Source organism: Crocinitomicaceae bacterium (assembly GCA_016708105.1).
Classification (GTDB): Bacteria; Bacteroidota; Bacteroidia; order Flavobacteriales_D; family Crocinitomicaceae; genus JADJGJ01.
This window is the reverse complement of record JADJGJ010000001.1, coordinates 691,303-710,268: the sequence shown is the minus strand read 5'-3', so window position 1 is coordinate 710,268 and position 18,966 is coordinate 691,303. Positions and strand designations below refer to the sequence as shown.

Sequence of the window (18,966 nt, the reverse complement as noted above, 5' to 3'; positions counted from 1 at the left end):
AAATAAATTATCTAATCCCATTCAAAATACGCACTATGCTTTACCTTACAGAAAATAACGCCACCATAAGTTTTATTGAAGATGATATTGTTCACATTGAATTTCTTGAACGCGGTTTATTGAACACCAATTTCATGAGACATCTGAAAAAATTATTTTGCTTCAACCGTCATCAAAAAATTAAAGCATTTGTGATCACTGCGCATGATTTGATGGATACTGAATATCGTTTTTGGAAAATATGTCGCCGTGCTGAGCGATTCAGCCAAGGGGCAGCCATTGTGATTGTGGCTAAATCTTTCGCAGCTAAAACCTTGGCAAAAAATTACCTCTTTCTATACAAACCTTCTGTTCCATATCGGGTATTTGACAATATCACTGAGGCATTGCACTGGGTTAATCACGTGAAAATTCAATCAAAAAACATGATCAACTATTTTCAACCTGAAACGGCTTTGAAAATTACCGGGTAAATCAGCTCTGTAAAGAAAGTCACCAATACACGTTGTGAAAAAATGTGTGCTTTAAGGGCAAATCATTGTTTCCTCTCTCAAGAGGAGAAATTACGGTGACAGCAGAATATGATAATTACGTATTAACTTTAATGAACGGCTTGCGATCACCCCTCTTGATCTCGCCTCAAGCGGAGAAAAAACTACTTTAATTAAACAACAGAACATATATTTCTCAGGTGTAAAGTATTTGTTACGATTGGTAGCATCAATGCAAAAAATAATTCCTATTTTTCAGAATCAATAGTGAAATGAAATTGAATAAAGAAAAATGGACATTTGGCTGGTAGATCATACAACTTATCTTTCTGAAAAAGTAAAACCTATACTAACCAAGCAGGGTGTTGATCATGTGCAGCTTGTTGACCACTTCAATCAAATCACGAATGAATCAGGTGTCGTTCTAATTGCAATCAATAATTTTTCAGATGAACTCTGTCAGTTTTTGAAACAATGTAAGCAGTACAAAAAAATTGTAGTTGTTGGAATTGGTGAATTGCTGAATGAAGCTGAAATGACTTTTCTCTTTGAGAGTGGCTTGACTGATTATATTTCCTTGGATGAGATCTACCGTTTGCCTTATGCAATTCAACGAGCAAGACATGAAATTGAAATGGTGCAAATTACCCAACATATACCCAATCATGTTTTAAAATCAGGTGAACAAAATACGCTTTCATTGAATGAACTTAAAAAAACTGCAGACGTTGCTGTGGGTGAAAATTACTTCTCTGAAATTACCGATTTACTCTATCACGTAATCAAACCTAAAATAGTTTTTGTTGGTGTTTTTAAAGAGAATATTCATTCTATTGAGACAGTATCCTTCAGAGAAAATGGAGTTGAAAGACCATCATTTTGTTACCCGTTTTCAGGTAAACCCTGTGAATTGTTGAGTGAATCAAACTTACTCTGTATTCCAAAAGATCTGCAAAAAAAATTCCCGAATGATCCTGATCTGGTCGAAATGGGTGTTGATTCATACCTAGGGATATTGCTCCATAATTCACAAGGTCATCCGGTTGGAGTTTTAGTAATCATGGATGATCATGAACTGCAAGAAATAAATCAAGTAGAAGAAATTTCACAAAGCCTGAGTCACCGTTTAGGGAATGAACTTGAAAGACACTTGGCTGAAATCAGATTACGTATCAGTGAAGAAAATTACCGACAGATTATTGACAGCCAAACCGAATTGATTATACGTTGGAAACCTGACGGGCAAGTTCTATTTGCCAACACAGCATGTCTAAATTTCATGCACAAAACAAAAGATGAAATTCTCTCAATTAATTATTTGAATATTGTCCGTGATATTCCCAGATTGCAAAACAAAATAAATAAATTATCTCCGACCAATTCTAAAATTTCGGATGTTCACCTTGGCTTATATCATGGAACACAAAAATGGTTTGAATGGACAGAACTTGGTTTTTATGATGAAAATGGCGTGCTCACTGAAATTCAATCAATGGGTAGAGATATTACAGAGCAAGAAGAAGCGCGAATAGAACTTCTAAAAGAGAAAGAGAAATTTGAATTATATCTGAATACGTCGCCTTCTATTGTTTTGATGTTGGATAAACAAGGAGTTGTTCAACTAGTAAATGATCAGGCATGCAAGGTAATGGAGTATTCAAAAGACGAACTAATAGGAAAAACGTGGTTTGAGAATTTTGTGCCCCATGCAGAATCTACAAAACGAATAAGCAAATTCAAAAAATTAGTAGAAGAAGAACGTCTACCTGTTGAAGTTTCTGAGGGATATATTCTGACAAAAACAAATCAGGTACGACTAATTGCATGGAGAAATGCAGTGATACACGATGAGAATAGCAGAATTATTTCATACATCAGCAGTGGACATGACATTACAGAAATTTCAGAATTTCAAAAAAATTTGACTGACCAACAATCATTGCTTCACCGGGTGATGGAAATTACTCAAACAGGTAATTTTATTATTACTCCGGGGTCAGAAACAAGAATCTGGTCAAGTGAAATGTATAAAATATTTGAAGTAGATCCGGATACTTTTATACCAACACGTGAAAATATATACTCGCATATTCATCCTGATGACAAGTCGGTGTTGGCGGCTGCACTTCAGAAAATGATTAATGGTGTTGATCCTGAGCTTTTTCTTTATCGGATTATTACAGGTAAAGGTAGATTAAAATACATTCACGCCGGTGTATTTTTCAGTCATACCAATGAGGGGGTGGTTAACAAAATTATTGTCACCGCACAAGATGTAACCAAGCTAAAATCATCAGAACTAAAACTGGCAGAGCGCGAAACATTTTTGCGCTCAATTTTAACCTCCCTGAATGAAAGTATTGCTGTAATTGACAAAGAAGGTAACATCATTGAAACCAACAAGGCGTGGAAAGATTTTGCAAAAGAAAATGAAGGTCTGCCTGAATTTACAGGGGTTGGGAGCAACTACCTGAAAGCATGTGATGATGCTTTGGCAAGTGGTGAAACTAATGTGACGCCAATTCTGAAAGCCATCAAACAAATTCTTACCGGATTTAAAAAGAATTTTGAATTTGAATATCCTTGTCATTCAGCCACCGAAAGACGTTGGTTCAGAATGAAAATATCACCCCTTTATGGAAAAATAAACGGTGCTGTAATTACGCATACCGATATTACCGCACAAAAGCTTCAAGAGTTTGAATCAGAATCTAATTTTAAAGAAATTTACCATGCTGAGAAAATCAATTCTGCCCTGGTGCATAATGTTTCTGATGAAAATTTGACCCAATTAATTTTTAACTATGTTGAAGATATTTTGGGTTCTCATAGGGGTAGAATTTACAGGTACTATCCAACAGAAAATAATTTGCAATTATATGCGGAGCAAATTGGTCTTGAAACAATTAAAATAATAGAAAAACGTGCTAAAGTAAATTTAGCGTCGGTTATACCTGAGCTGGTTTCTGATAGTATATTCACCCAAGTTATACATAGTAAAAAAGAACTGATTACAAGTGATTCAAAACTAATCAATACCTATGTGAAAGATCATTCACAAAACAAGGTGTTGAGAAGTTTGAGTTCATGGGCTGCCAAACTGACAAAAATTCGAACCTTATGTTTGATTCCGCTTTTCAGGGGTGATAAGGTGAGTGGCTTGTTGAATCTCACTTTTCCAATCGTACTTAATGAAAAAGAGATCAATTTGGTGAGACGCTTTTCAAACCTTGTTTCAGTAATTCTTGCAAAAAGACAAGATCAAGAAGAACTGCTTGCCAGTGAAGAAAAATTTAAAACCATTGCCAATTACACAGCAAACTGGGAGACCTGGTTAGACACCAAAGGTAAAGCAATATGGATGAATCCGGCAGCTGAAAAATACAGCGGATACACGCTAGATGAATTACTCACGGCAACTAACTTTTACGAACTTATTATTCACCCCGATGATTACAGCCGGGTAATGAAAATATTGTATGAGGTTTTGGTGAATAAGTATGAAGGAGATCCGATTGAATTCAGAACCGTGAGTAAAAACGGAACTGCTACGTGGTTTTCACTCAGCTGGACATTGGTATATGATAAAAACGGGGCTTGGATTGGAATAAGAACCAGTGGTAAAGATATCAATCAACGCAAAATTCAAGAAGAACAATTAGGTAATCAGCGTAAATTATTAAAAGAAGCTCAAGTAATTGCCCGCATGGGTGCATGGCAGTGGAATATTCAAGATGAAACTGCGTACTTGGATGAAAATCTGCAGAATTTACTTGGAATGAGTTATAAAAATGAGCCTATACAAAAAAAACAACTTTATAGTTTGATACATTCTGATTCTATAACTGAATTTGAAAAAATTGTGTACAATGCTGTGCATGATTTTAACGCACGTGACCTTGAATTAAAACTTATTGATACAAATGGTGACATTAAATTTTTCTTACTCAGAGCATCTGACAGTCATCTATTACCCAATCAAGCAAAACATCTGATCAGCGGATCTATGTTGGACATTACTGAATTAGTAAAAACACATAAAGAAGTAGAAGAAAGTAATTTCAGATTCCGAAAGATATTTGAGTCAATTCAAGACATTTATTATCAAACAACAACAGGTGGTATAATCACTATGGTTAGCCCTTCAGTTGAAAAACTGCTAGGATATACGCCTGAGGAAGTAATAGGTAAACATATTTCATTTTTATATGTGCTGCCAAAAATTCGTGATTTAAAATTTGCCAAACAAAATATAGTTGGAGAGATCAGAGAATTTGAAGCATCACTGGTTCATAAAGACGGATCAGAAGTAATTGTTTCAGTGAATCTGAGTAAACTTTTTGATGCGCAAAATCAATTTTATGCGGTGCAGGGTTTAATACGTGATATTACCGAGAAGAAAAAACAAGAGATCAATCTGGAAAATCAACGCAAACGTTTGGTTGACATTGTGAAATTGAATTCGCAAATCATTGAGGCATCTGATCAGTTTTATTATGTTGCAACGGTTTCAGGTAGGCAAAGAGTCAGACTTGCGCTTAAATATCTGAGTCCGCAAGTAACAAATCTGATTGGTTGCAACGAATTGGATTTGATGCGTGGAGAAAATTTCTGGTATAATTATGTGCATCCTGAAGATGTGATGAAAATTACTCACGCTATCAATAAAATATTAGATACCAAAGAACCCACATTGATCACATACCGCTTAAAAAAGGAAGGAGAAAAAGAGTATCGCTGGTTTGACGATTACTCCCGCCCCATGCTGAATGACCGAGGTGAAGTGTTTGAAATTTACGGTTCAGTGCGCGATGTAACTGAGCGAGAAATTTCTTACGAAGCAATTAAAAGTGAACAGCAGCAAGCCATGGCGTATCAGTATCAACTTTTAAGTTCTCAGTTAAATCCTCATTTTACGTATAACACACTGAACTCATTCCAGTATTATATTCTTCAAGGCAATGTAGAAGAATCACTCAACCATATTGCTGATTTTTCAAAATTGATGCGAAAGGTTTTGGAGAATTCAATGCACCATTTTATTTCATTAGATGAGGAGATTCAGTTTCTTGAGCAATACATCCGAATTTCAAAGCGGCGTATGCAAGAGCAAATGACTTTTACAATACAAGTAGAGACCGGCTTGGATACTTCTGAGTATTTGATTCCGCCAATGCTATTGCAACCATACATTGAAAATGCCATCATTCACGCCTTTCCTGAAACAGGAATGAATCCAAGAATAATTTTAGGCATTGCCGTTAGAAAAAACCGAATGGAATATACTATACAAGACAATGGCATTGGCAGACAAGCCTCACTGGAGAAAAAGAAATCTGATTCATTGCAAGCAAACAGAAAATCATACGCCATGAGCATCAATACAACACGCATTGATTTGCTCAACCGCATCATGGATAAAAATTTTGAAGTAGAGGTTGTTGACACCTTTGATCCGGAAAATGAAAAACAACCGGGCACCATGTTGCGCATTACGCATGATATTATTGGGAATAGTGATGAGGAGGAGTGATTTCTCCTCACTCCTCTTTCCTCTCTCCACTAGAGAGAGGAAGTGACGTAAGTTCACACTTTTTCTAAACCCTTGTGCTCTAGCTTTCCCCCTCTCGCTGAGGGGGATTAAGGGGGAGGAAATACCGTAATGGTAATACGATCGATTTGGAAACCCTTGCGATTTTCTCCTCTCTCCGAAGGAGAGAGGAAGTGACGTTAGTTCACACTTTTTCTAAACCCTTGTGCTCTGGCCTTCCTCTCCTTCGGAGAGGATTGAGGAGAGGATCAAACTCGTTGAAAATTATCAGCACTCTCTTCTTCAATTTCTACTTTGGCACGGTTGCCACTTAAGTACTTGAGGAATTCATCTTTTTTTCTGATAGCAACTGCAACAAGAGATCCATCGGTTAGTTGAACAAATCCACCTTTGCCTCGCAGATATTTTGTCACGTGATTCACGTTAACCATGTTTGATTTATGAATTCTGAAAAAATTTGCTTCGTTTAAAATATCTTCATACTCTTTGAGACTGCGTGATACCATTACTTTTTTTCCGGTTTTCAAATGAAAACAGCAATAGGCGCGTTCTGCTTCACAACGCAGAATATCATTCACGTCAAAAAACTCAATTCCTTCAGAAGTTGGCAAGGCGATTTTACTGAAATCATATTTTTGATCTTGTCTGTTTGAGCGAAGCACCTCGGCCATTTTTTCAGCACTTGCACCTCTGTTTTCACCTGACCTAAGACGTTCTGCAACTTTTTCTACTGCATTTTTCAGTTCAGTTAGATTGATTGGTTTCAGCAAATAATCAAATGCAGCAAATTTGATGGCTTTAATTGCGTACTCTGCATGAGCCGTGGTAAATATGGTGTAAAAATTAGGGCGTTGAATTTTATCAAACAAGGTGAACCCACTGCCGCCCGGCATTTCTATGTCTAAAAAGACAACATTGGGATTTGTTTTATTAATGAGTGTAACTGCTTCATCAACACTTTGTGCACGTCCCAAAACCTGAACTGACGGGCAAAACTGATCTATCATACGAACAAGAACATCTTGATTCTGAATTTCGTCATCAACTACAATACATGTTACCTCTGCCATATCTTTTGGGATTTTAATTCTACAGAAAATTACGGAAAAATTAACGTAATGTATCATTTATTGCATTTATTTTCCGATCGTGCCATATCATTTACCCAACGCTTTTTTCACTTTGACTTTTTCTGAACTCAAATTCTTTATCGTTCTACCATCGTTTGAAAACTCCTTTTCATCATTGAAAAAAATCTTCTTTCATCAACGCATAGTCAAAACTTAGAATTAGAGCGGAATTGCACAATATTCATGCATGATCGTTTGGTAAATGGTAATACTTCAACAGCACTTAGCCAGATATCTTTCAGAAAAAATTGCAGCGTATGAAAACCCAACTAACACTACTTTTTATTCTGATGACCTCGCTCATCAGTTATAGTTCTCCAGATATTTCAAATCACTCAGGTGACATAAGAAATGACAGAGACAGTATTCAAGAAAAATCATTGATCATGCTACCTGATTCTGCTTTTGCACTTAGTAAAATGCTTGCTTCACGTATGAATCCTGTTGAATTTAATCCACAACGTCCGTTTTATAATCACAGCTTTAGAATTGGTTCCGGCTATTCCCTCAACACGTTAAGATTAGACAATTCTATGCGATCGTACAGTGATACCAGTGAGCATCAATTCGTCATCAATCAGCACAGCCCAATTTTTTCATTCAGTCATACCCTGGCTATTGATTCTTCTTTTTCACTTGGCTATGCCTTTGGATACTCGTTTTCTGACATACTCTTTGATAACACGTATTATGGTTCTCAACGTTTTTTTCTTTCCATCAATCCTCAATTGCATCTGTTCAGAAAATACAATTTTGAATACTATATCAGGTTGAGAATAGGCGTAAGTTATGAAGGCAATGAATTAAGTAAAGTGCCATCAGAACGAATTCAAAATTTATTTCCAACCGGCTTTCGCATGTTTACAGGTTGTACTATTGCCGGTATAAATTATTTAATTAATGATCACTTGGCATTAAGTACTGAACTTTCAATCTGGTGTCCGGAGACAATTTCTTTTGGCTTGTCTTATCGTTTTTTTCATGATCGCAACAAAGATGAAGCAGTTGTTTTCCGCATGGATTATTAGTACTATCTACTTATGGTCATTTTCCCTAACCCTGTTCAAAACGGACATTGTACCGTGCTTACGCGCAATCAATGGCCAAAATTCAAATTGACTATTTATAGTACCGCCGGTCAACTTGTCTCAACCATAAATGATTTGTCTGATCGCGGTAACGGAATACAGTTAAAATTAAATTTAGCCGCGGGTATCTATCTGGTGCGCATTACACATAAAGATGAAAATGAAGAGATGCGAATTGCTATTTTAAGCTAGTTTCAAGAAAGCATGATTGTTTTTGATCATTCCTCTGGTTTCACTTTTTTGCTTCCTTCGCTTCAATTTTTCACCGGGCATGTTTGCAAAAAAAATGCTTATCATTGTGTAAGATTTTAACCCATGTACCAGGAAGAAGAAATAAATGTATATATCATTATTTTTGGTTCATTTGCCATGGCTCTTATGGCATTGGGTATATTTCTTTTCAGCGTAGCTTATCAGAAAAAATTTATTCAACAGCAACTTAATGCCGCGCAAAAAGAGAACGAATATCAACAAAATTTGATTAATGCAATGGTTGATGTGCGTGAGGAAGAACAGAAGCGAATTGCCGCTGAATTGCATGATGATATTGGGTCAGTACTTACTCACATAAGGATGCAGTTAGCCCAGCCTCCATTGAGTAGTGAGCAAACTGATCAACTAAAAGATCTCGTTCACAACCTGGTTGCCAGGGTCAGACAAATATCTCGTGATTTGATGCCTCCCGTACTAAATGAGCTTGGTTTGGCTAACGCACTGAATGATTTATGCAAAAAAACTCGCAGTCTTACCAAACTCAATATTCAATGTGAAACGGATACAGAAATGCATACGCCATTGAGCAAAGATGTTGAACTTGCTATTTATCGCATTTGTCAAGAATTACTGAACAATATTATTAAACATGCGGAAGCGGAAAATATTTTTGTCAAATTGGTGAGTATACAAGATCAAATAAGTTTGATTATTGAAGATGATGGTAAAGGATTTGTACCAGATGCAGAACTTGATTTCAAATCAGAATCGCTGGGCATGAAAAATCTTGCCGTGCGTACCGGATTAATTGGAGCTAACTTAGAATTTTCACAGCGCTACCCTAAAGGAACCAGAGTAGAAATGATTTTGAAATCTAAGGTTAGTGAAGACAATAAAAAGTTTACACTCAGCAAAAAAAAGTGAATACTATTTTCAAAAATGTAAATCAATGAAAGCAATCAAAATTGGAGTAGCTGAAGATCAAACCCTTTTTAGAAAAGGACTTATTAATATGCTCAATTCTCTCTCTAATATTGAGGTTGTTATTGAAGCCGTTGATGGGCAAGACATGCTTAATCAATTAAATAATATGGAAGTTCATTTGGTTTTTTTAGACTACCGAATGCCCAACATGAATGGTATTGACGCAGCTCGCACTATCCGACAACGTTTTCCTGAAGTTGGCATTCTGATGCTTTCCATGTATGATGATGAAGAATTAATCATTAACGCCATAGAAAACGGAGCAGGCGGTTATCTCACCAAAGATGATGAACCCGCTGAAATGGAACGAGCCATTATCAGCGTACTCAACACAGGGTATTATCTCAATGATCGAACATCAAAAATTCTGGTCAGAAGTTTAATGCATGAAGGTAAAATCACTCCTCGGTTTAAAAAAGATTCGTCTGTAATTCAGTTTGATCCTGATCAGGTTGAAGTAATCAAATTGCTCTCACAAGAACACAGCACAAAAGAAATTGCAGATATATTATCAAAATCTGAACGTACCATAGAGCGATATAAATCTGAAATTCTAGAGAAAATTGGTGCAAAAAATTCTATTGGTATTGTCATGTATGCAGTGAAACACGGCTACATTAACCCCTATTGATTTTTCAACCAGATAGCTATACTTATTAACCGATAATCTGACATCCGCTATTTTCTGGCTACATTTGTGCTCTCAATTTTTCTGACATGACAAGTGTAAAAACTTCTGATTATCAATTTCCAAAACAAATTTCTGTTTACCACGGTAAAGTGCGTGATGTGTATTCACTTCAAAATGATTATCTGGTTATTGTAGCATCTGATCGCATTTCGGCGTTTGATTATATTCTGCCAAAGCCCATTCCTTTCAAAGGTCAGGTTTTGAATCAGCTCTCTGCAAAATTTCTGAAAGACACGCAAGACATTGTTCCTAATTGGTTGTTGGATACTCCTGATCCTTGTGTTGCTGTTGGACATAAATGTGAACCATTCAAAGTAGAAATGGTTATTCGTGGTTATCTGGCAGGTCACGCCGCGCGTGAATATAAAGCAGGTAGACGCATGCTTTGCGGTGTTCAATTACCAGAGGGTATGAAAGAGAATGATAAATTTTCATCACCAATCATCACACCGGCAACCAAGGCTGATAGCGGACATCATGATGAAGATATTTCTCGAGAAGATATCATAGCAAAAGGCATTGTCTCAAAAGAAGATTACGAACAACTTGAAAAATACACGTATGCATTATTTGAACGCGGCACGCAAATAGCAGCTCAAAGAGGATTAATTTTGGTTGATACAAAGTATGAGTTTGGAAAGAAGAATGGCAAAATTTATCTCATTGATGAAATTCACACCCCTGATTCTTCCAGATATTTTTATGCTGATGGATACGCTGAGAAACAAGCTAAAGGAGAACATCAAAAACAACTTTCAAAAGAGTTTGTGAGAGAGTGGTTGATAGCAAATAATTTTCAGGGACTTGAAGGACAAACCATGCCTGTAATGCCTGATGAATTTGTGAACACGGTTACTGATCGTTACATTGAATTGTACGAAAAAATTACAGGAGAAAAATTCATTAAAGCAGACAACTCAAATCAAGCCGAGCGCATTGAAAAAAATGTGCTCCATTATCTGAGTAACATTCAATGATCAAGATGCTGAAACCAGCCTTCATTTCTAGGTTTTACTTTGCTTTTACCACTGTTTTCCTTTTGTTTTTTATAGAATTAACGCTGTCTGCTCAATCAAGTTCTTCTAGTTATAAAACTTCAAATTTCTATGCAGGATATTCTGATACCTTAATTAATAAAAATGATGTTATCTTCCAGAAACATGCCCTACCTTTTTTAGTTGGTATATGGTATCCGGTAACGGAGATTGATTCAGCTAAACGTCTTGTTTTTGGAGATTTCTTCAATGAATTCGAATCAAATGAATTGTTGTCACCCAGTATTTATTTGATGAAACAGAATTTACAAAAGATTGTCGCCGGCTATCAAATGGAACCAGACTTTTTTATCAGGTTCAAAAATCCTTCAAAAACACAATTGGCTAAAACGCAGAAAATGTTTCTGCTACAAACTGATTCATATCGAAGTAAATTACCTGACGCAGAAAAGTATCCATGCCTTGTTTATCATCACGGAAGTGGAAGTAACCCATTTGAAAATCATGAATTGTTTGAATTATTAGCGAAGAATGGATATGTGGTAATTTCAGCTTCATACATGTTGGCAGATTCAACCAATCAGAAACTGATTTCAAATCACACAACAAAAAAATCCTATGCCGGGGATATTGAGTTCATCACTGAATTTGTGCGTAATCTTTCGTTTATTGATACTTCAAAAATATTGTTAATGGGACCAGTTGGGGTGCACAAGCAGCCTTGCAGTTTGATTATTATGACACGTTAAAACCCTATCGTGCTATAATCTCTTTACAAACTACGCTTGAGGATGTTTCTGTTGAAGAGGCAGCGTTCTGGAAATACATGGATTTTATTTATAATAATAAATGTTCGAATTGCACTACACCATCTTATCTCATCACTTCTGTTTCAATCAGCCGAAGAAAATCTAAAAATGCTAAAGGTTACCAATACAGATACAGTGTTCCTGAATATCTTCCATTCAAAGAAAATAATACTACACCTTATACCATGATTACTTTAGTCGTTCCTTACCAACCAAATTTTATTTGAGTCCGAACAATTAAAAAATCGACTCTGAACCAATTTAAAAAATCGCCAAAAATATCACGAACTAATTTATCCATTAGTTTCTTTAAATTCCATCCGGTGGCTGCGAACATTGCATTGATTTTTGATGAACTTTCGCCGCCCAAGTAATTTTTTTCCATTCTGTGATCTGTCTTAAGATGTCCTATTACTGGCTCGATGGCTGCTCTTCGACGGAATTTTTTTCGGGTCGTAATTTTTTGATAAGGCGTTGTGTTTTTTGTAGGTTTTGTTGGTGTACTTATTTCAACTCCGTAAATTGTTTTTTTCCCTTTTCCACCTCTGTCATAAACAATTTCTTTTGGTAGATAATTTAGATTGTTTTTTATTTGATTAAGGAGTGGTTCTATTGTGTTGCTGTCATGCGGATTTCCAGAAAAACTTTCTATCCCCAGGATAACTAATGTTTTTGGATTCACCATCAATCCAATTTTATTACCAAACTCATATTGCTTGTGCGCCTTTCCTTTAGCAATACAGGTGGTAAACGGTTTGTGAAGACTGTAAACTTTATTTTTATCAAGCCGCGTTTGTGTAATTGCTCTCCAACATAAATCAAGGTCTTCTTTGTATTGTAAAAGTGTTTCTTGTGGAAGCTCACGTTCTAGTTCTCGAAGTTGTCTTTTTGCAATTGTGCGTAGTTTTAATTTTGCCTTTCTTGATTTTTTTATTCTTTTAGGGTGATGTGAATTGTGCGTGTCACGAACAAGTTGTTTACTTGTTCTAGTGTACGTTTGGCGTTGGTTAATCCCTTCTTCCTTAGCAATGGCATTGCACCTGTCAATAACTTTTTTTGCCAGTTTTGCATCCGTTGGAAAAGTGGTATTGTTTTCTTGAACAGTTGTATCAGATAACAGCATCTGATTTTTTGCTTTTGTTCCGTGAAGATTTATTGAATGAACAAATATTTTTTCCACTCCGGCTTCACCAATTCGTTTACGAAAATGTACAAAGTCGCTTGGATCACATGGGAAAATATGTTGAAAGTTTGATGCACCACAAAAATACTGCATGTAAGGATTCATCACCCATGCCTTAGCCAGAGTCTCATCTCCCAAATTGTAAATGTGTTTTAACAAAAGACATCCAATCATAAATCTTATTGGCATTGATGGCTGACCGGTATTTGAATAATGAACTGAGAATTCTTTTTCAAAATATTTCCAATCCATTTTATTTGATAACAAAACCAATTCATGACGCATATCGATAAAATCCGACAACAGTGGCGAGAATAAATTTCGTTGGTTTTGATCTGAGCTTTTTCCTAACATATTCTGCAAGATTTTTAGCCAATATCTAAAATATCTTGCAATTTATATCACACAAAAAGCACTATTTATCAACATTATATTATTGATTGTCAATATTTTGAAGAGTTATTAAGGAACGACTACTTTAGGAAAAATACTCTATCATCATCAATTTGTGAGTGCCGGTCACTTAAGATATCACATCGCCAATGATAATGGTTATAATGATATGGATGAGCTTAAAGAACAATATCTTTACTATCAAAAACTCAATCAAGCTATTTTGGTTTTTTGCAATCATTTTCTATTGGAAAAAAATGACGCCATAGCAGATTTTTGCAAGAGTGAGAATTTTTCATACGAAACCATCAATCAATAAGTAATTTCAGAATGAATTTCTCATTCATCTCAAAGATCGTCTTATAAAAGGACATCTGCTAACCGATTTTTTCTATACACGGTTCTTGATTGTTCACTCAATTTCCACTTTAAAATCATCAAAACTCTGTAGTTCAATTAAATAAATTGGTATATTGGTAGAGTAAATTAGCCGGTATGCAATTAGAATTTCAGGAACTTGCTTTAATAGCTGAGAACATGGAACAGGGAGTTGTTGTATGTTCAAATGATGGCACCATTGAATTCACAAATCCACACGCAACAAGATTTTTTGGATTCGCTATCAATGATCTGGTTGGAAAAAAAGTCAACGAACTTTCGCCTGATTTCAAATTCAATCCGTCAAAAATGATGGATTCTCGCGCGCAGTTGAAAGGTATTTCAGTCAAGAATAAATTTGGCAAACCGGTTTTTTTTAATGCAACCTTAGTCAAAGCAGTGAGTGGTGAACGCGTTATCGTAATGATAGAAGATATTACCAAAGAAATTGAAGGACATGCTGCATTACTTAATAAAATTCATGTCATTGAAAAATTGACCCGCTCACGTTACCTGCGAGATGGTCAGCTTACCAAATCTATTCAGGAAATTTTAATAGAATCTGCCAAAGCCCTTGGCGTTGAACGTGTCAATGCATGGACAACAGACAAAGAATTTACCATGATTGAATGCATTGGTAATTACACCTTGAGTCAAAATTCATTTGAAGATAAAATGATTCTATTGCGTAAAGACATGCCTGCATATTTTAGGCTACTTGCAACTCAAGAGATTATTGCAACTAATTATTCTTTGGAAGATCCTAAAACGGAAGAATTGGTTGAGCCTTATTTACAGAAGTACGGCATTACTTCTATGATTGATGTGCCCATGCGAATTGAAGGAGAAATGATAGGTGTGGTATGTTTTGAACACGTTGGAGCTCCTCGGCGATGGGATTTGATGGAACGAAAATTCTGCATGTTCATCTCACAATTAATTTCCATGGCGCTTGAAACCTACGAAAAGCAAAAAATTAAAAACCAACTTGAACAGCTACTAAAGAATAAATGAAGATTAGTTTTTGAATATCTCGGGTAATTATTCTTTTTGGTAAAGAAAATGATGTTCATTAAATCCATATTTTCACTGAGAGCTCATGCCCTACTTCAATCCTTTCTCTTCTTCTTATGTCCGCTTTCAACGGCAAAATATAGGTATCCATTTTTGTATCAAACCAAATAGCTGTCTTCCATTGACTCTTTCCAAGGCATACTTCAGCCTTTAATCGCCCCCAACCTTCTTCAAGATCTTTCGAATTTTCTCTAATTTCTTTTGATATTTTTTTTGGTAGTGAGACAAAATACCATCCGGCTGTTGATTCATATTTCCAAACGCTGGAACTAAAATCGTACGAAATTTTCATATGAGATTTTTTTGTCAAGAATTGCTTGTAAAGATAGAAATCTATGCAGTCAGCAGAAAAGACACTATAAGAAAAAACAATTGCGTCTCTCCAAAATTCCATTGAACCTATGTTATGCAAATATTTTTCTCGACACTTTTTTCTATTGCGTGGTTCATTCTAAATGGTCACTGACTTTTAAATCTTTTCATGCTTACTCAAGCCCTTTTTTCTGTTATCAGAATATATATTGGGCATTAAAAAAACAATGGCTTAACAAACTTGCTACATCATAGTAATTCAGGTTTAAACATCAGGATATCTGACACAGATAGCTTTGTCTCATAATTCTTAAATCTGAAAAAAATGATAAAAAAAATTACCCTGTTTTTGTGCCTGACTTTAACCCTGGGAATGGCCAAATCACAGAATCCCGGATTGTTGATTTCTGAATTTCTGCAAAACCCGGCAGGAACAGATTCGCCCTTTGAATACATTGAATTTTTAGCGGTAGACAATATTGATTTTTCAGTTACACCCTACACAGTAATTGTTTGTAATAATGGCACAGCAACAACAGATGGGTGGATTGAAGGTTTAGCAATAACCTATGCATTTGAAATTACATCAGGAACTGTTTCAGTTGGAGATGTCGTTTACGTTGGCGGCACATCAATGACACCAACCGGCTTGCAATTGCGTGTAATAGACACCGGTGTTAGCGGCGGTGATGGCGGAATTGGCAATGCAAACGCAAGCGGAGTTTTAGGTAACGGTGGTGCAAGCTCTGACGGAATAGCAGTTTTTAATTTACCGATTTCTTCCATCACAAATTCAACTGTTCCGGTTGATGCAGTTTTTTATGGAAGCGGACCTGATCATGGTGCTGCAGTAGTTTCAGCAGGTGCTGACGGATATCAACTTCCAAACAATGATTTATATACTGGTGGAAAATTACAACTCAGTTCTTTCCTTGCGCCTGACGAAGATCTTACCATTGCAACCGGTGTTTTTGATCAGGGCACTAATACGTTTTCTGTTCCGCGCACGTTTGCAACAGGCACAGCAACAGATGGAATTTCTGCTATTACTTTTGCTTCTGCTACACCTCCATCAATATCATTTACAAGTACTGATGTGACGTATGATGAGTCAGCCGGAACCATAACTTTTCAAGTAGAAATTACCACTTCAAATGCTTCAGCTTCTTCTATTGATCTTATTGTGCGCAATACTTCAACTGCACAAGATGGAACTGACTTTACACTTGGAGCAACTACCATCACATTCCCTGCTTCATCTACCGGAACACAAGATGCTACACTAACTATTCAGGATGATGGAATTGAAGAATCTTCAGAATACATAATTCTTTCTCTTGAAAATCCAACCAATTGCGTTGCCGGCGGATCAGGAATGTATTTTATTTATATCACAGATAATGACAGAACAATTCCTGCCCCAACAAATGAACTTAAATTTAATTTACTGACTAGTTACAGCAATGGAGCTGAAGGATCAAACTCAGCAGAAATTGTTGCATACGACTCTTCATCTTTTCATCTTTTTATTGCAAACAGTGTAGCCAATAATCTGGATATAGTTGACTTCAGTGACCCTTCAACGCCTGTTGCTATTACTTCAATTAATTTGGATTCTGTAGGAAATATCAACTCAGTTGCGGTGTATAACGGACTAGTTGCCGTGGCACTTCAAAACCTCAATCCACAACTGAACGGTTACATTTCATTTTTTGATGCAAATGGTAATTGGTTAAAAAGATTAGATGCAGGTGCAATGCCTGATATGTGTACTTTCAACGCTGACGGTACTTTACTGGTCGTTGCATGCGAAGGTGAACCATCAGATGATTACCTGACAGATCCGGAAGGAACAGTGGCATTCATTGACATTACCCTACCTGCAAGCACCATGACAAACGCAAACGTAACCCTTGCCAATTTCAATTCACTCAACGGAACTGAAGCTGCACTCATTGCTGAAGGAATAAGAATTTTTGGACCGGGAGCAAACGCCTCAATGGACTTTGAACCTGAGTACGCAGCAATTTCTGAAGAGACCGGAATGGTATATGTGACCCTGCAAGAAAATAATGCTGTGGCAATTTTTGACATCAATACAAAAACCTTGATTGATGTTGTTGCTTTGGGTACAATTGATCACAATGTATTTGGTTCAGGTATGGATATTTCAAACGTAACATCTGGAATCAATATTGCAAATTTTCCGGTGAAAGGTTTGTTTTTGCCAGATGCAATTTCTACACTGAATATTTCCGGAACAACTTATTTGTTTACAGCCAATGAAGGTGATTCACGTGATTTTTCAGGATTCAGTGAAGAAACCCGCATCAAAGATATAGTGCTTGATCCAGTGCAATTTGAAGATGCTGCATTTACGCAAAGTAATTATTTAGCAGGCCGTTTATTATTAACTAACACCCTGGGCGATGATTTGAATGATGGTGATTTTGAAGAATTGTATTCATTAGGTACAAGATCATTTTCTATTTGGGACAACAACGGAAATTTAGTTTATGATTCAGGTGATCTTATTGAACTTATCATTGCCAATGATCCAAACTATCAACAATTATTTAATGCAAGCAATACTGCAGGAGCTGTTTCAATGAAAAACAGAAGTGATGATAAAGGACCTGAAGTTGAAGGAATCACCACGGCAGAAGTTGAAGGAAATTATTTTGCATTTGTTTCACTTGAGCGTGTAGGTGGTGTTTTTATTTTCAATGTGAATGATCCGTATAATCCGCAATATGTTGGATACAACAATAATCGCGACGCCATTTCAAACGGACCTGACAGAGGAGCTGAAGGTATTATTTTCATCTCTGCAGATGCTTCACCAAATGGTAATGCACTTATTTTACTTGCTAACGAAATTTCAAGCACCGTTACTGTGTATGAATTAAATTCTTGCGCTTCACTTTCAGGTTTGATTGTTGCAACCGAAAATGATGAAACCGCATTTTGTGAAAATGATTCACTTCTATTTTATGCTGATGCAACTGCAACTTTATCATACCAGTGGTTGCATGATGGTTCAGCAATTTCAGGTGCAACCATGGATGAGTATTACGCAAGCATGGCAGGTTACTACCAAGTTGATTTTAGTAATACAACAGAATCATGTCAGGGAACCAGTGATAGCATTTTTGTTACCACACTTTCTGCACCGGTTCCAACTATTATTGTAACGGATGCTGTATTGTCAACTCAGATTTTTGACACATATCAGTGGTATTTTGAAAGTGTTGCTATTACCGGTGCTGATCAGCAAGAATACACTCCTGATTCTGACGGTATGTATGAAGTGTATGTAACCAATACAGATGGTTGTACCGGTTCAGCTCAAATTAATGTCAACTTCACACAAGTTGAAGAATCTGAAAATTCAACCATACTACTCTACCCTAACCCGGCTCATGATTTGGTGAATATCCAGTTTGGTGAATTAACAAATGCTTCATTCGTTATCAGAGATGCACGTGGTGCTATTGTTTATTCAAGTGATTTTATAAACTCAAATCAGATAATGATCAATACTTCAACTATGGCTGAAGGAATTTATTTCATTCATGTAACTGACGGTGAAAAAACAAGTGTGCTGAAATTGACTGTGCATCACTAAGCCATTTCATTTTCCTTTGTTTTAATGTGTGATGTACAAAAAGGTC

At 36.3% G+C, this 18,966-nt stretch carries 15 protein-coding genes; 12 read left to right on the top strand and 3 right to left on the bottom strand.

Translation table 11 applies throughout. The annotated features are described in order from the left end of the window. Window positions 1–35 precede the first annotated feature (35 nt). Together IPH66_02955 and IPH66_02950 are read left to right on the top strand one after the other, a co-directional pair. The gene (locus IPH66_02955; GenBank protein ID MBK7128311.1) at window positions 36–473 is read left to right on the top strand and encodes a hypothetical protein; all 438 of its coding nucleotides are present in this window, start codon (window positions 36–38) and stop codon (window positions 471–473) included. A 310-nt stretch (window positions 474–783) separates the two neighbouring features. Further along, window positions 784–6,024 carry a PAS domain S-box protein gene (locus IPH66_02950; protein ID MBK7128310.1) on the top strand — a complete coding sequence of 1,747 codons (5,241 nt, stop codon included), beginning with the start codon at window positions 784–786 and terminating at the stop codon, window positions 6,022–6,024. Window positions 6,025–6,290: 266 nt separating this feature from the next. Here IPH66_02950 and IPH66_02945 read toward each other — a convergent pair whose 3' ends face one another. Continuing rightward, complete coding sequence (locus IPH66_02945) at window positions 6,291–7,112, bottom strand: response regulator transcription factor (protein ID MBK7128309.1); 822 nt, start codon at window positions 7,110–7,112, stop codon at window positions 6,291–6,293. Between the two features lie 317 nt (window positions 7,113–7,429). Here IPH66_02945 and IPH66_02940 point away from each other — a divergent pair, with 317 nt between their 5' ends. From IPH66_02940 to IPH66_02910, 7 genes are all read left to right on the top strand, one after another. Next, the gene (locus IPH66_02940) at window positions 7,430–8,200 is read left to right on the top strand and encodes a hypothetical protein (protein MBK7128308.1); all 771 of its coding nucleotides are present in this window, start codon (window positions 7,430–7,432) and stop codon (window positions 8,198–8,200) included. A gap of 12 nt (window positions 8,201–8,212) precedes the next feature. Further along, on the top strand, window positions 8,213–8,452 hold the full coding sequence (locus tag IPH66_02935) for a T9SS type A sorting domain-containing protein (protein MBK7128307.1): 240 nt from the start codon (window positions 8,213–8,215) through the stop codon (window positions 8,450–8,452). Window positions 8,453–8,575: 123 nt separating this feature from the next. Continuing rightward, entirely contained in the window at window positions 8,576–9,397 is an 822-nt protein-coding gene (locus tag IPH66_02930) for a hypothetical protein (GenBank protein ID MBK7128306.1), read from the top strand. A gap of 25 nt (window positions 9,398–9,422) precedes the next feature. Further along, entirely contained in the window at window positions 9,423–10,088 is a 666-nt protein-coding gene (locus IPH66_02925) for a response regulator transcription factor (GenBank protein MBK7128305.1), read from the top strand. 86 nt (window positions 10,089–10,174) lie between these two features. Beyond that, on the top strand, window positions 10,175–11,125 hold the full coding sequence (locus tag IPH66_02920) for a phosphoribosylaminoimidazolesuccinocarboxamide synthase (GenBank protein MBK7128304.1): 951 nt from the start codon (window positions 10,175–10,177) through the stop codon (window positions 11,123–11,125). A 5-nt stretch (window positions 11,126–11,130) separates the two neighbouring features. Beyond that, window positions 11,131–11,892, top strand: coding sequence for a hypothetical protein (locus tag IPH66_02915; GenBank protein MBK7128303.1), 762 nt, complete (start codon window positions 11,131–11,133; stop codon window positions 11,890–11,892). Continuing rightward, on the top strand, window positions 11,865–12,179 hold the full coding sequence (locus IPH66_02910) for a hypothetical protein (protein ID MBK7128302.1): 315 nt from the start codon (window positions 11,865–11,867) through the stop codon (window positions 12,177–12,179). Before IPH66_02915 ends, IPH66_02910 begins: the two co-directional genes overlap by 28 nt. Here the strand turns inward: IPH66_02910 and IPH66_02905 are convergent. Continuing rightward, complete coding sequence (locus IPH66_02905) at window positions 12,158–13,489, bottom strand: IS5 family transposase (GenBank protein ID MBK7128301.1); 1,332 nt, start codon at window positions 13,487–13,489, stop codon at window positions 12,158–12,160. The two genes, IPH66_02910 and IPH66_02905, sit on opposite strands and share 22 nt — an antisense overlap. A 154-nt stretch (window positions 13,490–13,643) precedes the next feature. Here IPH66_02905 and IPH66_02900 point away from each other — a divergent pair, with 154 nt between their 5' ends. Beyond that, window positions 13,644–13,847 carry a hypothetical protein gene (locus tag IPH66_02900; protein MBK7128300.1) on the top strand — a complete coding sequence of 68 codons (204 nt, stop codon included), beginning with the start codon at window positions 13,644–13,646 and terminating at the stop codon, window positions 13,845–13,847. Window positions 13,848–14,023: 176 nt separating this feature from the next. Next, entirely contained in the window at window positions 14,024–14,920 is an 897-nt protein-coding gene (locus tag IPH66_02895; GenBank protein ID MBK7128299.1) for a GAF domain-containing protein, read from the top strand. Between the two features lie 58 nt (window positions 14,921–14,978). Here the strand turns inward: IPH66_02895 and IPH66_02890 are convergent, their stop codons facing one another. Beyond that, complete coding sequence (locus tag IPH66_02890) at window positions 14,979–15,266, bottom strand: DUF1905 domain-containing protein (GenBank protein ID MBK7128298.1); 288 nt, start codon at window positions 15,264–15,266, stop codon at window positions 14,979–14,981. Between the two features lie 351 nt (window positions 15,267–15,617). Between IPH66_02890 and IPH66_02885 the strand changes: the two genes are divergently transcribed. Next, window positions 15,618–18,920 (top strand): choice-of-anchor I family protein, encoded by a 3,303-nt coding sequence (locus IPH66_02885; protein MBK7128297.1) that lies wholly within the window; start codon window positions 15,618–15,620, stop codon window positions 18,918–18,920. Window positions 18,921–18,966 lie beyond the last annotated feature (46 nt).

Bases quoted from the DNA above. Each gene is read 5' to 3' on its own strand.
- IPH66_02955 (MBK7128311.1), top strand. From the start codon at position 36: ATGCTTTACCTTACAGAAAATAACGCCACCATAAGTTTTATTGAAGAT.
- IPH66_02950 (MBK7128310.1), top strand. From the start codon at position 784: ATGGACATTTGGCTGGTAGATCATACAACTTATCTTTCTGAAAAAGTA.
- IPH66_02945 (MBK7128309.1), bottom strand. From the start codon at position 7,112: ATGGCAGAGGTAACATGTATTGTAGTTGATGACGAAATTCAGAATCAA.
- IPH66_02940 (MBK7128308.1), top strand. From the start codon at position 7,430: ATGAAAACCCAACTAACACTACTTTTTATTCTGATGACCTCGCTCATC.
- IPH66_02935 (MBK7128307.1), top strand. From the start codon at position 8,213: ATGGTCATTTTCCCTAACCCTGTTCAAAACGGACATTGTACCGTGCTT.
- IPH66_02930 (MBK7128306.1), top strand. From the start codon at position 8,576: ATGTACCAGGAAGAAGAAATAAATGTATATATCATTATTTTTGGTTCA.
- IPH66_02925 (MBK7128305.1), top strand. From the start codon at position 9,423: ATGAAAGCAATCAAAATTGGAGTAGCTGAAGATCAAACCCTTTTTAGA.
- IPH66_02920 (MBK7128304.1), top strand. From the start codon at position 10,175: ATGACAAGTGTAAAAACTTCTGATTATCAATTTCCAAAACAAATTTCT.
- IPH66_02915 (MBK7128303.1), top strand. From the start codon at position 11,131: ATGCTGAAACCAGCCTTCATTTCTAGGTTTTACTTTGCTTTTACCACT.
- IPH66_02905 (MBK7128301.1), bottom strand. From the start codon at position 13,489: ATGTTAGGAAAAAGCTCAGATCAAAACCAACGAAATTTATTCTCGCCA.
- IPH66_02895 (MBK7128299.1), top strand. From the start codon at position 14,024: ATGCAATTAGAATTTCAGGAACTTGCTTTAATAGCTGAGAACATGGAA.
- IPH66_02885 (MBK7128297.1), top strand. From the start codon at position 15,618: ATGATAAAAAAAATTACCCTGTTTTTGTGCCTGACTTTAACCCTGGGA.